The sequence below is a fragment of the Nocardia sp. NBC_01329 genome (assembly GCF_035956715.1).
Lineage (GTDB): Bacteria > Actinomycetota > Actinomycetes > Mycobacteriales > Mycobacteriaceae > Nocardia.
Window position 1 is genome coordinate 3,185,532 of record NZ_CP108381.1, and the last position, 14,971, is coordinate 3,200,502.

At 67.3% G+C, this 14,971-nt stretch carries 12 protein-coding genes; 7 read left to right on the forward strand and 5 right to left on the reverse strand.

All coding sequences use genetic code 11. From position 1 onward, the window contains the following. Positions 1-106: 106 nt before the first annotated feature. Positions 107-2,161, forward strand: coding sequence for an erythromycin esterase family protein (locus OG405_RS14515; RefSeq protein ID WP_327152163.1), 2,055 nt, complete (start codon positions 107-109; stop codon positions 2,159-2,161). On the opposite strand, the gene OG405_RS14520 is transcribed toward OG405_RS14515, so the two are convergent. Further along, positions 2,143-2,613, reverse strand: coding sequence for a winged helix-turn-helix transcriptional regulator (locus OG405_RS14520; RefSeq protein WP_327152338.1), 471 nt, complete (start codon positions 2,611-2,613; stop codon positions 2,143-2,145). The genes OG405_RS14515 and OG405_RS14520 overlap by 19 nt on opposite strands. A gap of 188 nt (positions 2,614-2,801) precedes the next feature. Between OG405_RS14520 and OG405_RS14525 the strand changes: the two genes are divergently transcribed. After that, positions 2,802-3,050 carry a hypothetical protein gene (locus tag OG405_RS14525; RefSeq protein WP_327152164.1) on the forward strand — a complete coding sequence of 83 codons (249 nt, stop codon included), beginning with the start codon at positions 2,802-2,804 and terminating at the stop codon, positions 3,048-3,050. Between the two features lie 45 nt (positions 3,051-3,095). On the opposite strand, the gene OG405_RS14530 is transcribed toward OG405_RS14525, so the two are convergent. Continuing rightward, positions 3,096-3,518, reverse strand: coding sequence for an Hsp20/alpha crystallin family protein (locus OG405_RS14530; protein ID WP_327152165.1), 423 nt, complete (start codon positions 3,516-3,518; stop codon positions 3,096-3,098). A 393-nt stretch (positions 3,519-3,911) separates the two neighbouring features. Between OG405_RS14530 and OG405_RS14535 the strand changes: the two genes are divergently transcribed. After that, complete coding sequence (locus OG405_RS14535; RefSeq protein WP_327152166.1) at positions 3,912-4,169, forward strand: DUF1918 domain-containing protein; 258 nt, start codon at positions 3,912-3,914, stop codon at positions 4,167-4,169. Between the two features lie 32 nt (positions 4,170-4,201). Here OG405_RS14535 and otsB read toward each other — a convergent pair whose 3' ends face one another. Next, entirely contained in the window at positions 4,202-8,209 is a 4,008-nt protein-coding gene (gene otsB / locus OG405_RS14540; protein WP_327152167.1) for a trehalose-phosphatase, read from the reverse strand. 337 nt (positions 8,210-8,546) lie between these two features. Between otsB and OG405_RS14545 the strand changes: the two genes are divergently transcribed. Continuing rightward, on the forward strand, positions 8,547-9,416 hold the full coding sequence (locus tag OG405_RS14545; protein ID WP_327152168.1) for a universal stress protein: 870 nt from the start codon (positions 8,547-8,549) through the stop codon (positions 9,414-9,416). An 86-nt stretch (positions 9,417-9,502) separates the two neighbouring features. On the opposite strand, the gene OG405_RS14550 is transcribed toward OG405_RS14545, so the two are convergent. Then, positions 9,503-10,504: a zinc-binding alcohol dehydrogenase family protein gene (locus tag OG405_RS14550; protein ID WP_327152339.1), complete on the reverse strand. Its 1,002-nt coding sequence runs from the start codon at positions 10,502-10,504 to the stop codon at positions 9,503-9,505. Between the two features lie 26 nt (positions 10,505-10,530). Further along, positions 10,531-11,094, reverse strand: coding sequence for a pyridoxamine 5'-phosphate oxidase family protein (locus OG405_RS14555; RefSeq protein ID WP_327152169.1), 564 nt, complete (start codon positions 11,092-11,094; stop codon positions 10,531-10,533). Between the two features lie 200 nt (positions 11,095-11,294). Here OG405_RS14555 and OG405_RS14560 point away from each other — a divergent pair, with 200 nt between their 5' ends. The 3 genes from OG405_RS14560 to OG405_RS14570 all read left to right on the forward strand — a co-directional run bounded on the left by OG405_RS14560 (position 11,295) and on the right by OG405_RS14570 (position 14,916). Then, positions 11,295-12,236, forward strand: coding sequence for a GyrI-like domain-containing protein (locus OG405_RS14560; protein WP_327152170.1), 942 nt, complete (start codon positions 11,295-11,297; stop codon positions 12,234-12,236). Between the two features lie 216 nt (positions 12,237-12,452). Then, positions 12,453-13,100 (forward strand): response regulator transcription factor, encoded by a 648-nt coding sequence (locus tag OG405_RS14565; protein ID WP_327152171.1) that lies wholly within the window; start codon positions 12,453-12,455, stop codon positions 13,098-13,100. A 67-nt stretch (positions 13,101-13,167) separates the two neighbouring features. Then, a complete protein-coding gene (locus OG405_RS14570; protein WP_327152172.1) occupies positions 13,168-14,916 on the forward strand; it encodes a GAF domain-containing sensor histidine kinase in 1,749 nt (582 codons plus the stop codon). Positions 14,917-14,971 lie beyond the last annotated feature (55 nt).

The window sequence follows — 14,971 nt, forward strand, 5'->3', positions numbered from 1 at the left end:
ACCGTGAGACCACACCAGCAGGTCGGATGGCCCAACCATGCGCGGAATCGGCCGAGGCCCACCGGCGAGACGAGCGCATCACCCGATGAAGCGGGAGGAGAACATCATGTCGGCACCGGAGACGGGAGCAACGCGGCCGGGCATCTTCCAGGACCGTCGCGAAGCGGGACGGGCACTGGCCCGGTTGCTGGAGCATTATCGCGGCGACCCCGACGTTGTGGTGCTGGGCTTGGCGCGGGGTGGTTTGCCGGTCGCGTGGGAGATCGCCGCCGCGCTGGGAGCGCCGATGGATGCGATGATCGTGCGCAAACTCGGTGCGCCCGACAACCCGGAATTCGCCATCGGCGCGCTGGCCTCCGACGGTCGTATCGTGCTCAACGACGATGTCGTACGCGCCCTGCGACTCTCCGCAGCTCAGGTTCGGGAAATAGCACGTGATGAGGCGGCGGAGCTGGCCCGGCGTGAGGCGGCCTACCGCAGCGGGCGGGGGCCGCTCGAGGTGGCCGGCCGCACAGTGATCCTCGTCGATGACGGGCTCGCGACCGGCGCGAGCATGTTCGCCGCCGTCGAGGCGATCCGCGACGCGGAACCGAAACAGATCGTCGTCGCCGTCGCCGCCGCACCCGAATCCACCTGCCGCGAACTCGGCGCCGCGGTCGACGAATTGGTCTGTGCGACCATGCCCTCACCGTTCCGGGCCGTCGGCGAATCGTATTGGGATTTCACCCAGGTCACCGACGAAGAAGTCGCGGAATTGATGGCCGCCCCCACGAGCGACGCACCCCGGCGCCCTGCTTCGGATGCGGCGGTACTGCGCGATGCGGCCATCGATGCCCCGGCCGGGGTACCGCCTTGGGAGGTACTCGATGATCTGGTCGGCGATGCCCGGTTCGTGCTCATCGGAGAGAGCTCGCACGGTACCCACGAGTTCTACTCGGCGCGCGCGGAGATCACCAAATGGCTCATCGAGCAGCGCGGGTTCACCGCGGTGGCGGCCGAAGCCGACTGGCCCGATGCCCACCGGGTCGACCGATATGTACGGGGGCACGGCAACGACCGCGATGCCGACGAGGCTTTGGCCGGCTTCGAACGCTTTCCGGCGTGGATGTGGCGCAACACAGTCGTCCGGGACTTCGTCGAATGGATGCATGCCCACAACGCCCTGTGCCGCGAAGCCGGCGTCTCCGAATCCGGGTTCTACGGACTCGATCTGTACAGCCTGCACCGTTCGATGCGCGAAGTGGTGCGCTACCTCGAGAAGGTCGACCCACGCGCGGCACGGCGGGCTGCGGCGCGCTACTCGTGCTTCGACCAGGTGAGCGGGGACGACGCCGAGGCCTACGGTTTCGCCGCGGCGTTCGGCGCCGGCGAGTCCTGCGAAAGAGAAGTCGTCGATCAACTGGTCGAACTGCAGCGCGGACTGCTCACCGCCACGATGTCACACGGCCGGGGTGACGACGAACAATTCGATGCCCTGCGCAACGCCTGGTCGGTCCGCAATGCCGAGCTCTACTATCGTGCGATGTTCGCGGGGCGGGTGCACTCGTGGAATCTCCGCGACCGGCATATGGCACAGACCTTGGAGGCCCTGGCCACCCACCTGGCACGACCGGGAGAATACGCTCGGATCCACGGCGAACCACGCATCGTGTTGTGGGCACACAACTCCCATGTCGGCGACGCGCGCGCCACCGAACTGGGCGCCGAAGGCCAGGTCACTATCGGCCAATTGGTCCGCGAACGGCACGGCGACCGATGCCGGACCATCGGTTTCAGTACCAGCTCGGGCACCGTCACCGCGGCCCGCGCCTGGGGTGGTCCCGCGCTGCGTGAAACCGTTCGTGACCCGCTGCCGTCCAGCCTCGAATGCCTGTTGCGCGATACCGGGAGGCCGGAGTTCCTGCTCCGGCTCGATACAGCCGGAACAGCCGCCGGAGTGCTCGACACGCCCCGGATACAGCGCGCCATCGGTGTCGTGTACAGCCCCGGCACCGAGCGACAGAGCCACTACTTCCACGCTCGCACGGCCCGGCAGTTCGATGCCCTCATCCATATCGACACCACGACCGCGCTGCAGCCACTGGCATCGGACAGCCGGGGCGGCCGGGGCGGCCGGGGCGGCCGGGGCACTGTACCGGAGAGTTACCCCAGTGGCCTGTGAGCTGTTGTCGTCGTTGGTAGCTGTTCACCTTCGGCCCGTTCCGCCGCGGGTGCCGGCGGGACGTTGGAGCCCCTGGTCGCCGGTGACGCCGGTGACCGCGTCATACGCTGCGGCAAGCCGTTCGAGCGGACCCGGGCCCCGTTCCCGACCGGCACGGCATCGAGATGCCGGGTGCGCAGGTCCTGCATGAGGTCTTCGATGAACGGCATCCCTTCCGCGCGCATGAGTTCCTGGCGGGCCCGCAACTCGCGCGTTCCCGTTCGCCAGTCGAGGCCCCAGTTCCCGAGCGCGAAGATGATCGGCAGGGTCTGGATGCCGGCTTCGGTGAGGCTGTAGCGGGCGCGTTGACCACGCGCGGCATCGTCCTTGGTCAAAATGCCTGCGGCGACGAGCTTCTTGAGCCGGTCGCTGAGGATGTTCGAGGCGATGCCCTCGATCGATCCGTTCAGCAGTCCCGGAAGTACCGACGATCCCCGAAGATCACATCCCGCAACACCAGTACCGACCAGTGATCACCGAGCGCTTCGACCGCGGCGTTGATCGCACATCCCGATCTCGGTTCCACAACTTCTCCTTGACGCGGTAGGGGGCCCCACTTACTTTTGTGATTGCATTTTACAACCAGTTGAAGGAGTAGTGCATGGGCAAGGTCCGGGTCGATCTGAACATCTCTCTGGACGGGTACGCGACCACCACCGATCAGACGCCCGACGATCCGATGGGCAAGGATTGGAACCGCCTGGTCGCGGCCTACGCGGCAACCAGGACTTTTCGGGAGCGTGTCCTCGGCGTCCGGTTGTGGGACGACCTGCGCGAGCTGGAGGAAGGCTACAAGGTCGACAGCGAGGTCGCATCGAGTGGCACGATCCACGTGACGTTCTCCCGCTGAGCGGCTCCCGAGCCGGGCACCGGCGTCCGCATCGGCGCCCTCTGCTCAGTCGGCGGTGGTGACCTCGATCTTCTTGGCGGTCTCCTGCGGTTCCCGCAGGGGGACGCCGACAGTGAGGATGCCCTGAGCGTAGTCGGCTTCGATCTTGTCCGTTTCCGCGTTCTGGGGCAGCGCGACGGTGCGGTAGAACGAACCGTAGCTGAACTCGGAATGGCCGTTCTCGGCTTTCTTTTCCGATCGTTCGGCCTTGATCACCAGCTGGCGTCCCTGGACGCTCACGTCGATATCCTTCTTCGGATCGACGCCGGGAATCTCCGTGCGAACGGTGTATCGACCGTCTTCGACCGAGTCCTCGACACGTAGCAGGTGCCCGCTGAACATCGGCCCGAGACCGGTCGGGGCGAATGTGTTCCACAGATCGTGCAGTTCCGGAAGCAGTGGCTCACGGTGAGCGGGGAGCAGTCCCATGATGTCTCCTTTGATGACGCCGGATATATGGACCTACCGATTCCACCGTGTCACGCTGCGTCCGGGCCAGGGTCCGACGTCGCCGCATCCACCGCCGGGCGGCCACTCACCGAAGGACGGAAGTCCCCGACATTCGTCGGTGACGGCACCGGTGCGCCGCTCGCCGAGCCACATCGCTCTTCGCCTATACGCCGAATAGGACCAAGTACCTATGGTGTGACGACGATCGGACCTCGTGGAACACGCTTCCGTGGTCGAGCCTTGAGGAAGGCTGCGGAGCCAGAGCCTTGAGGAAGGCCACGGAACCCGCGCGAAGACACGCGCGATCCGCGGGAGGCGACGGCAGAAGCGTGCCCCGCGCGACCGGAACGAGCCGGAGGAGGCGGAGTTGCGATGCGAGCCCAGGTCGGGGATTGGCTGATCGTCGAAGGACGCGCACTCGGTGGCTCTGTTCGCCGCGGACTGATCGAAGAAGTCCACGGCACCGACGGCGCGCCGCCGTACCTCGTGCACTGGACCGATACCGGGAGCCGCGCACTCACGTTTCCCGGTCCCGACGCCCGCGTGGTGACGAGCGCGGAGTTACGCGCCGAGGAGGAGATCGTCACGAACCATTTCTCCTCGAAGCACTACCGGACGACGCGCACTTGACGGTAGCGAGCTGTTCCGGCCGGGAGTGTTCGCTACGCATCCGTCGCCGGGGCCCGACGATCCTCCAGGCGAACGGTGTCCCCCGGCGACAGGCGTACCGCCTGGCCCCGGCATACGATATCGATCGGCGGTGCGTCGCCGGGTTCGGAACCGATCTCGACCATCCTGCCGCCGACTCGCACCATCAGCCGATGGCCCCGATACAGCATGGGAAACGACAGCGTTCCCAGCGTTTTCGGCCAGTAGGGGCAGAAGATGAGCCGGTCACCGCGCACCTCCAGCCCGGTGAAGCAACGCTGGAGCAGGTCGACGCTGCCCGCCATCGCGGCAAGGTGGATTCCTTCGCTGGTGGTACCACCCTGGATATCGCCCACATCGGATTCGACCACCCGCGCGAAGAATTCCAGGGCGCGTTCCCGGTTGGCGCGGGCGAGCACCCAGGAATGCACGAGGGCGCTCAAGGTCGAACCGTGCGATGTCCGGATCAGGTAGTAGTCGATCGTCCGGGGGATCATCTCCCCCGGTAACTCGTAGCCGAGGCGCGCGAACAGTTCGCGCAGTTCGTCTGCCGAGAACAGGTAGAACAGCATGAGCACGTCGGCTTGTTTTCCCGCGCGGTATCGGCAGATATCGTCGCCCTCGGCGTCCAGGATCCGGTCCAGCCGCTGGATATCGCCGTAACGGCGTCGGTAGTGGTCCCAGTCCAGTTCCTGTAGCCGGTCGTAGCCCTCGAACTGACTGATGACACCGTCGTGGAAGGGCACGTACATCCGGTGGGCGACCTCGCGCCAACGCGGTAGTTCCCCGGAAGCCACCCCGAGGCGCTCGAGCAGTTCGGCGCGAGCGCGGGGTGCGATCACCTCGAGCGCTTCGAGTGCGCAGTGGATCGTCCAGGCTGCCATGACATTGGTGTAGGCATTGTTGTCGACGCCCGCTCCCGGTGCGTCCGGGTAACCGGCGTGGAATTCGTCCGGACCGATCACACCGGTGAGTACATAGCGATCGAGCCGTGCATCGAAATCGGCCAGCGCCGCCCAGAACCGGGCTGTTTCCACCAGCAGCTCGGCGCCGCGCTCGGTGAGGTACTCCAGGTCGCCGGTCGTCTGGTAGTACTGCCAGACGGTGTAGGCGACGGCGGCACCCACGTGATGCGCGCGCCGGCTCGGGTCCGGATTCCACCGGCCCGACAGCGGATTGAGGTGGAGCTGCTGGCTCTCCTCGCGCCCGTCGCTTCCGGACTGCCAGGGAAACATCGCTCCGACGAGCCCGGCCGCGGCGGCTGCCCGGCGGGCTTCGGGTAGGCGCCGGTACCGGTAACGCAGCAGCGACCGGGTCAGCCCCGGAAATCGTGGAGTCAGGACGGGCAGCACGAACAGCTCGTCCCAGAAGACATGGCCGCGATAGGCCTCACCGTGCAGGCCGCGCGCGGGCACTCCGGCGTCCAGGTCGGCAGTGTTCGGCGACAGTGTCTGGAGCAGATGGAGGAGATGCAGGCGCAGGGTTCGGACCGAGCCGTGGTCGTCGAGGTCGATGCGCATACGTCCCCAGATCCGATCCCAAGCAGCGGCGTGTCCGGCGAATAGGGTTTCGTAGTCCTGCGCAGTCTCCAGCCCTCGTGCTGCCTCGTCATCGGGGCCGGCCGAGGCGTGATCACGACCTGTGCGCACCACCACCGTTTTCTCCAGGACGACCGGATCACCTTCGCGGGCTTCGACGGTGAACTCGTGGCCGATAGATCGTTCCCCACATACGGTCTCCGGCGCCGCGGCCCTGCCAGATCGCAGGATATTGCGGATCGCGACGGTTATCGGTACCAGTGAATTGTTGGTCTGTGTCGCCAGGAGCGCCGAGTTGCCGGACAGGCGGGTTGTTCGCACCGCACCCAGATGGGTGCCGGACAGCTCGCGGTAACGCTCGACGAGGCTGTTGGTCACCGATCCGTCCACGGTCGATCGGAGGTACAGCGCACCGGTCCAGTTCTCGGCGGTGATCGTGGTGACGAGTGCGGCCAGGTGGGGCCGGTGTACGGCGACGAAACGCCGCTGCTCCACTCTGGTGATCCGCCCGGTGTCGTCGCGGAACCGGAACCGCCGGGTCAGCTCGGCGCGGCGGATATCCAATCGCTGGTGGTAGTCCAGCAGTTCCGCGGTGTCGAGTTCGAACCAGTCGCCGTCGGATATCCGGAAGGTGACCGGTAGCCAGTTCGGCACATTCACCAGGCTCTCGTTGTCGATCTCCTGCCCCGCCACCCGGTCGCGGAGCCGGTTGTAGAGGCCGGCGACGTAGGTTCCGGGATAGTGCGATTCGCCTGCTCGGCATTCCGGCGCCGCGCCGCGGGTGGCGAAGTAGCCGTTGCCCAGGGTGCACAACGCTTCCCGGAGCTTCTCCCGCTCCGGCTCGTAGCCCTCGTAGACCAGCGACCAGGTCTCCGCCTCGGTGCCGGCCGGCGCGGCGCGCACGAGATGCACCAGTCGGTTCAGGAAGCTACCGACCCGGCGTGGCCCGGCCAGCGAGTAGCGGGCGGCGGTATACCTGTCGGTGTTCTCCGCATCGTGCACGACCAGGGCGAGCCCGACCGGCTCGATCGCGTCGAAGGCGTCCTCGTCGGTCACATCGTCCCCGAGATATACCGGAAGGGCGGCGCCATCGAGATGCCGCAGGATCCAGCGCACCGCGTCGCCTTTGTCCCAGTCGACGTCCGGCCGCAGCTCGACGACTTTGCGACCGGTGCTCACCCGCAGGCCGGCGGCACGCCCGGTGTCGCGCACCGTGGACATCACCTGTTCGGCTGCCTCGGCGCCGGCGGTGCGGAAGTGCACGGCGACCGCGAAGCGCTTGTGCTCGACCATTACACCCGGGGTGTCACGCAGTCGCGACCTCAGGAGTTCGGCGGCATCGGCCAGGGCTGTTTCGGCGCCGGGCACCACATCGTGCACATGCCGGGTACCGTCGGGGGCCATCAATTCGAACCCGTGACTACCGGCGAGCCAGACCCCGGGTACCGGCATTCGTTCGCGGAGGTCGTCCAGACCCCGGCCGCTGATCACCGCGACCGGGCAGCGTTCGGCCAGTTCCGTGAGGGCGGTCGCCACGCCCTCCACCATCTCGGCGACAGCCGGGTCGGTGACGATCTCGGCCAGGGTTCCGTCGAAATCCATGAGCACAGCGGGCTTCTCGATGCCCAGCAGGTCGGTGACCCGGGGCCAGAACTCGAACGCGTCCGGCACCTCCCCGATACGGCGGAAACCTCCCCGTACCCCTATCCGCACCGCGTCGTCGACGGCCGCGTCGGCACCCGCAGCCACCAGCCGACCGCCGCGACCGGTCCGCTCGATTCCGATGACCAGCGCGAAACCTCCGGCTCGTCCGGCTGCCACTCCCGCCTCGGCATCCTCGACGACCACCGCCCGGGCCGGAGCGACGTCCAGGCGCGATACCACCTCACACAGCATCGCGGGATCGGGCTTACCCGGCAGTCCCAGCTCCGCCGCGTCCACCCCGTCGACCCGGACCTCGAAGAGACGAGCGATACCGGCGGCCGCGAGTACCTGCGCGCAGTGCCGGCTGGCCGAGAACACCCCCGTACGTATTCCCTGGAAACGGAGGCGGCGCACCAAGGCGACGGTCGAATCGAATGCCGCCACCCCGTCGCGGGCGAGAATCTCCCGGAAGAGATCGTCTTTCCGATTGCCCAATCCACAGATGGTCGCGGCCGAATCCGGATCGGCCGGATCGCCGCGCGGCAGCTGGATATGCCGGGTAGCCAGAAAATCCTCGACGCCGGAGTAGCGGGGTTTACCGTCCACGTATTTCAGGTAGTCCGCCTCGGTGAACGGCGACCGATCCTCACTGGTGCCGGGCGGTCTCGCCGCCAGAAAGCCGTCGAATGTCGCAGTCCAGGCGGCAGCGTGTATCGAGGCACTGTCGGTCACCACGCCGTCCATATCGAAGATCACCGCGTCGTATCGGCGGGTGTCGATCTGCGGCGCCGGCTCGTGGGCCGCCGGCACCGGGTCCACCTCCGGACCGTGCTGGAGCATTCGACCTCCTCCTCCGCCGTCCGATGTCCCGGCGCTGAACGCTGCGGGATCACCGCAGGCCGTGGGCGGTCATCCGCAGACCTGTTCGCACGTATCGTCCCGCACCCGCCCGCGCCGGCGGGAGTGCCGAAAGTCCCTGCCGACGGTATTTCGGCTCCGGCCGGTCCGGCCCGGCGGGAATACGACTTTGGACTCCTGGACCCGGGACCAAGGTCCGCATCCATGATCGCGCCGGCCTTCTAACGTCGCACTCATCGGCACCAGCCGGAACGGCCCGGAAGCCGCGAGCGGACGCGTCGCGGCTTCTCGAGCCGGCGAGCGGGAGGAATTCGCGCCAGTGAGCACACACACCGAACCAGCCGTCGTAGCAGGTATCGACGGTTCGTCCGTTTCTCTCGGAGCCCTGCGCTGGGCCGCACGAGCAGCCGCCCGGTACGGCGCCCCGTTGAACCTGGTCTACGCCGTCGGCGCACCGATCGATTTCGGGCCGGGGCTCGGTGTCGTGGCCTTCGACAATCAAGCGATGCGGGCCGACGGCGAGGCCGTCTGCGCCGCCGGCGAGAAGCTCGCCCGTGAAATCACCGGCGAAGTGGAGATCAGCACAGTCGTCGTCGATCCGGCGCCCGCGCCGACACTGATCGAGCGATCCCGCGACGCCCGGATGGTGGTCGTCGGAACGCACGGGTACGGCGCCCTGGGGCGGGGGCTTCTGGGATCGGTCAGCACGGCGCTGGCCCGGCATGCGCACTGCCCGGTCGCGGTCATCCCGGAAACTTACGCTGAGCACGAGGACGAACGCGCCGGCTTGCCCGTGGTCGTCGGAGTGGACGGCTCTGCGCGCGGTGCGGAGGCTGTCGAGATCGCTTTCGAGGAGGCCTGCCGACGCGGGGTCGCTCTCGTGGCGGTCACCACGTGGTCGGAGTTCTTCCGATACGTCTCCCGCTCCGAGATGCAGGAGCAAGCCCGCGCGGTCCAGGCCGAAAGCCTAGCCGGTTACGGGGAGCGGTATCCCGATGTACCCGTCACCCACGTCGTTGCCGAGGAGCGGCCCGCGCGGCGTCTGCTGCGTGAGGCCGACGGTGCGCAACTCGTGGTCGTCGGTAGTCACGGCCGTGGTGGTTTCGCCGGGATGACGCTCGGCTCGACCGGTCAAGCCGTGCTCCACAGCGTTTCCGTCCCGCTGATCATCGCCCGGCAGCGAATCTGACGGGCAATTCGTCAGTGCGGCAGGCCGTTGCGGCTCCACGACGGTCTGCCCTGACCCGGTCGGCGCCGAGCGGCGCCCGGATCCGTTCAGGGCACCAGGACCGCGGCCCCATCGAAACGTCCGTGCGACAGATCGGACAGAGCTCGATCGGCTCGATCCAACGAGTACGGATGTGTCGTGACCCGCAACCGGTGCTCTTGTGCGAAGGCCATGAATTCACGCGCATCGACCCGGGTATTGGAGGTGACACTGCGGAGCTGCCGTTCCCGGAACAGGTGGCGCTGGTAGTCGAGCGGGGGAATATCGGTGAGGTGAATCCCCGCGAGCGCCAGTGTGCCTCCAGCGCCGAGCGCCTCCAGCGCGGGGGGCACCAACTCACCCACCGGCGCGAAGAGGATCGCCGAATCCAGCTGTTCCGGCGGCGGGTCGGCGGCCCGCTGGACAGAGGCGACTCCGAGCGCCGAGGCCAGTTCACGCGCAGCGGCACCCCTGGTCATGACGTGGACACGGGCTCCCCGCGCGAGGGCGACCTGGGCCGTGAGATGGGCGCTGCCACCGAAGCCGTAGATGCCGAGCACGCCCCCGTCCGGCAGTGCTGCCCGGCCGAGGGCTCGGTAGCCGATGATCCCGGCACACAGCAGCGGTGCCACCTCGCGGTCGTCGTAGCCGGTCGGCAAGGACAGCGCGAACTCTGCTGGGACGGTAGCGTATTCGGCGTAGCCGCCGTCGGCATCCCAGCCCGTGTAGCGCGAGCTGGGGCACAGGTTCTCCGCGCCGCGCCGGCAGAACTCGCATATTCCGCAGGTATGGCGCAGCCACGGGATCCCGATGCGGTCCCCCACCGCGAACCCGGTGTGATCCGTGTGGTCGGTATCGACGACTTCCGCGACGATCTCGTGGCCGGGTACGACATGCCGGCGATGGACCGGTAGGTCGCCCTCCACCACATGGAGGTCGGTCCGGCACACACCGCACGCCAGTACCCGGGCCAGCAGCTCACCGGGCCCCGGCTCCGGAACCGGCACGTGGCACGCACCGAGCGGACTCCGGTCGATACTGCCCGCAGAGCCAACCCGCCGAGCTCGCATGGCCGCGGGAACTGTCCGCGGACGGTTCACACCGCGACCTCCTCGATCATTCTCGTGCCGGAGACGAGGGTGGGTTCCATGCCGAGCACCGCCCCGGCCGGATCGTCCCAGGTGCCGAGCCGGCGCGCGTACTCTGCCGCCAGGTCACCGGCGGCGATGGCATGGGCCGGACCGATGGCCAGCACCGACCATCCGGTCCTTCGCACCGGGTCGATATCGTCGGCTTGGTAGGCGACGATCACCGATCGCCCCAACGCCGGAACGAGCCCGGCGGACAGGCGAGTACAAAAAATGATCGACCCGTCCGCACCGATCAAATGGTTCACCGGGCGCACCGCGGGTAGCGCGTCGTGAGTGAACACGATCCGACCGAACGGGGCGGCCGCGAGCAATCGCAAAGCCTCCGCCCGCTCGATTCCCACGGTCAGCCGCGTGCCCGCGCCGTGGGCCGGGGTCCTCTCCGAACCTGGCACCTCTGTCACCGCTTCCTCGCTGGGCCCATATCTAGATAGCACCATCGAGCCGTGACTCAGGACAGGGTCGTATTCCCTTTCCGTAGTGCAGGAGGTCCTGACCTGAGCGGCCGCCACGCAAACGCACCAGGTGGACGAGAATGCAGTTCGGTCGGGTCGCGGCGAGGCGTCACCGGAATAAGCCGAAGGTCCTCTTCGCGATGGTCGCGTGGCACTGTGCATTCGGCGTGACGGTTCGTAGCGTCGAGATCATCGGGTGATCCGGCACGTGGTCCCCCGGACTGCCGCACCTCGGCCCGGCGTCACGGAGGCGAAGCATGCGCTACCAGGTCAGCGTCGACGAATCCGGCCCGCATACCGTGCTCGCCATCCGTCGGAGGGTACGAACCGACCGGGCCGGGGACGATATCGGCAACGGCATGGCCGAACTCTACGAACTGGCCCGCACCCTGCGTCTCGTACCGGTCGGCCCACCACGCACGACCTACCACGGTGACTTCCGCCGAGGCGGTACGACCGGTGTCGAATTCGAGCTGCCGGTCACCGGGCCGGCCGGGGACTCCGACCTCGGCTTCACCATCCACCGCAGCGAACAGCAGTCCTTCGCACACACCTGCCACCACGGTGATTACGCCGGCATCGCCGCGGCCTACCAGGCGATCGACCGCTGGATCCAGGACTCCGGCCGCCACGCCACCGGTCCGCCCACCGAGATCTACCACGTGGCACCGGATGAGATTGTTGCTCCCGCCGAGCTGCTCACCGAGATCCGCGTTCCGGTCACCCCGGTCGTCCTGGCTGTCCGGGTCCACGGCCCGTTCGCGACCATTGTCGACACAACCCGCGAGATATTGCGTTATCAGGGCTTCGAGGTGATCGGCGAGTTGGACGTCGCGAAGGCGATGGCCGGGCGATCGAGGAACGAATTCGGGAGCTGTTCGATCATCGACGCCTACCACCCCGGCCTCGCCCTCCGAATGATGGAAGCTGTCGGTGCGATCGCACCACTGCTGCCCTGCTCCATAAGCCTGCGCGCAGACGGTGCGCTCACCGTCGTCGAAACGACGGACCCGGACCTGCTCCTGAAACGCGGCGACCTCGGCGCACTGGAACCGACGGGGCGCGAGATGAGGCAACGACTCGAAACCCTGCTGCGAACCCTCGCGGACAAGTGCGCGGCCGACGATGAAGTACCGGGCGCTACCGCGCGTGCTACGACACAAGCCCCGGGACGAGCACAAGTGCGAGGTGACCGGTGATCATCGAACAGTTCGCCTCCTGACCGACCGGGTCGAGCGACCCCCGACCGCTCGGCTACAGCGGCACCACCGGATTCCGGAGCCACTGAACGGCACACCGGAGCTCCAAGCCGGACGAGAGGTCTTTGGTCCCGGAAAGCGAGGCCCTCTATCACCGCACAGCCGCTTGCCCACTCCGTAGTCTGTAACGACCTGTACCTGAGAGAAGGTGGGTCCATGATCAGGGTGTTCTTGGTCGACGACCACGAGATCGTGCGCCGCGGAGTGGCGGATCTGATCGAGTCCGAACCGGATATGGAAGTCATCGGCGAGGCCGCGAACGCCTCCCAGGCGCTGGCCCGTATTCCCGCCCTGCGACCCGATGTCGCGGTACTCGATGTGCGGCTGCCCGACGGCAACGGTATCGAGCTGTGCCGGGAACTGCTCTCGGCCGGCCGAGGCCTGCGCTGCCTGATGCTGACCTCTTTCACCGACGAGCAGGCCATGCTGGACGCCATTCTGGCCGGGGCGAGCGGCTACGTCGTCAAGGACATCACCAGCCTCGACCTGACCAACGCCATCCGGCAGGTCGGCGCCGGCAAATCGCTACTGGACAATCGCGCCGCGGCCACACTCATGGCGAAGTTCCGAGCCGAAGCCGAAGCCGCCACCGGACCGCTGGCCGGCCTGACCGACCAGGAACGCACCCTGCTCGCGCTGCTCGGCGAGGGTCTCACCAACCGGCAGATCGCCGGACGGATGTTCCTGGCGGAGAAAACGGTGAAGAACTACGTATCACGATTGCTGACCAAACTCGGGGTCGAACGCCGGACCCAGGCCGCCGTGATCGCGTCGAAGATGACCCTGCCCGACAAAAAGGTGTAGCTCCGGTCACGCCTGCCGCCCAGTTGATGCTGCTCGCGCATTGGCCGGGGCCGGAGACGGTGGAAGAATGCAGTTCATGAAGCGGCGGGTTTCCCCGACCAGCGATCGGCCAGCGGTCACCGAACCGCTATCCAAGCTGCGCCTTCGTGAGCTACTCGACGAGGTGCAGGACCGAGTTGCCCAGATCGTCGATGTCCGCGACCGGATGGATCGCCTCATGGAAGCGATGCTGTCCATCACCGCGGGGCTCGATCTGGACGACACATTGCGATCCATCGTGCACACCGCCATCGAACTGGTGGACGCCGGGTACGGCGCACTCGGCGTATACGGAACCGACCGCGCGAAAGATCAGTTGGCCCAGTTCATCTACGAAGGCATCGACGATCACACCCGCGCTCTGATCGGCGACCTCCCCCGCGGGCACGGTGTGCTGGGACTGCTGATCCAGGACCCCAAGCCCATCCGCCTGCCCAATATTTCGGGCCACCCCGCTTCAGTCGGCTTCCCGGCGCACCATCCCCCCATGCACAGCTTCCTGGGGGTACCGGTGAAGGTCCGCGACGAAGTATTCGGCAACCTCTACCTCACCGAGAAGATCGGCGCCCAGGAGTTCACCGAGGACGACGAGGTCGTGGTGCAAGCGCTGGCCGCGGCCGCCGGTATCGCCATCGAGAACGCCCGGCTCTACGAACGTTCGCAGGCACGCCACCGCTGGCTGGAAGCGACCCGGGACGTCGCCACCGACCTACTCGCGGGAGGCACACCCCAGGAAATACTGGATCTCGTCACCGAACGAGCCCTGAAGCTCACCGGAGCCGCCTGCACCTTCGTGGCACTCCCGGAAGATCCCGACCTGCCCTGCCGGGATGTCGGTCAACTGTCCATCGCCGCTGCCGCGGGCGAGCGAGCCGATGATCTGCGCGAACAACGCCTCCCACTGCACAGCTCCCGAGCCGACCAGGTGTTCCGGCACGGTCGTACGGTCACCCTCGACCGCCTGCCCGACAGCTTCCTACCGGATACGAACACCGGTTGGGGGCCCGCACTCGTCCTTCCACTCGTGGTCGGTGACGAGGTCATCGGGCTCCTCACCGCCGTGCAGCCCGCCGACGGCCACCCCCTCGACCCCGCGGTCCAGGCAATGATGTCCGTGATCGCCAACCAGGCCGCGCTGGCGCTGCAACTCGCGGAGACCCAGCAGCGGATGCGGGAACTCGATGTGGTCGCCGACCGCGACCGGATCGCCCGCGATCTGCACGACCACGTCATTCAGCGGCTCTTCGCCGTCGGTCTGGGCCTCCAGGGCACCCTGCAGCGCGCGCGCAGCCCGGAAGTGAAAGCACGGCTGGGCGAAACGATCGAGGACCTGCAATCCATCGTGCAGGAGATCCGCCACTCGATCTTCGATCTGCACAGCACTTCATCCGCGACATCGACCGACTACCGCAAGCACCTGCACAACATCGTCACCGAGCTGACCGCCGAAACGGATCTGCGCACCACCATCCGACTCGCCGGACCCCTCACGGTGCTGACGCCGCCCCTGTCCGACGATGTGGAAGCCGCACTACGCGAGGCGGTCAGCAACGTGGTCCGGCATGCGCACGCCACCACCCTTTCGGTCGAGTTGCGCGTGAACGACGAGGTCACACTCGAGGTCACCGACGACGGGATCGGCCTGACGCCCGAGATCGACCGGCGCAGCGGGCTGGCCAATCTGACAGCCCGCGCGCAACGAGCGGGCGGCAGCTGCCGGATCACCGGCAACCCGGCCGGTGGAACCGTCCTGCACTGGAGTGCCCCCCTCCCCTGATAGCTCCGGAGTCGGCAGACCGGCCGCGCCTCTCACCGCCATCCATTGTTGTCCG

Coding starts and splice junctions, on each gene's coding strand:
- OG405_RS14515 (WP_327152163.1), top strand. CDS start 107: ATGTCGGCACCGGAGACGGGAGCAACGCGGCCGGGCATCTTCCAGGAC.
- OG405_RS14525 (WP_327152164.1), top strand. CDS start 2,802: ATGGGCAAGGTCCGGGTCGATCTGAACATCTCTCTGGACGGGTACGCG.
- OG405_RS14530 (WP_327152165.1), bottom strand. CDS start 3,518: ATGGGACTGCTCCCCGCTCACCGTGAGCCACTGCTTCCGGAACTGCAC.
- OG405_RS14535 (WP_327152166.1), top strand. CDS start 3,912: ATGCGAGCCCAGGTCGGGGATTGGCTGATCGTCGAAGGACGCGCACTC.
- otsB (WP_327152167.1), bottom strand. CDS start 8,209: ATGCTCCAGCACGGTCCGGAGGTGGACCCGGTGCCGGCGGCCCACGAG.
- OG405_RS14550 (WP_327152339.1), bottom strand. CDS start 10,504: ATGCGAGCTCGGCGGGTTGGCTCTGCGGGCAGTATCGACCGGAGTCCG.
- OG405_RS14560 (WP_327152170.1), top strand. CDS start 11,295: ATGCGCTACCAGGTCAGCGTCGACGAATCCGGCCCGCATACCGTGCTC.
- OG405_RS14565 (WP_327152171.1), top strand. CDS start 12,453: ATGATCAGGGTGTTCTTGGTCGACGACCACGAGATCGTGCGCCGCGGA.
- OG405_RS14570 (WP_327152172.1), top strand. CDS start 13,168: ATGCAGTTCATGAAGCGGCGGGTTTCCCCGACCAGCGATCGGCCAGCG.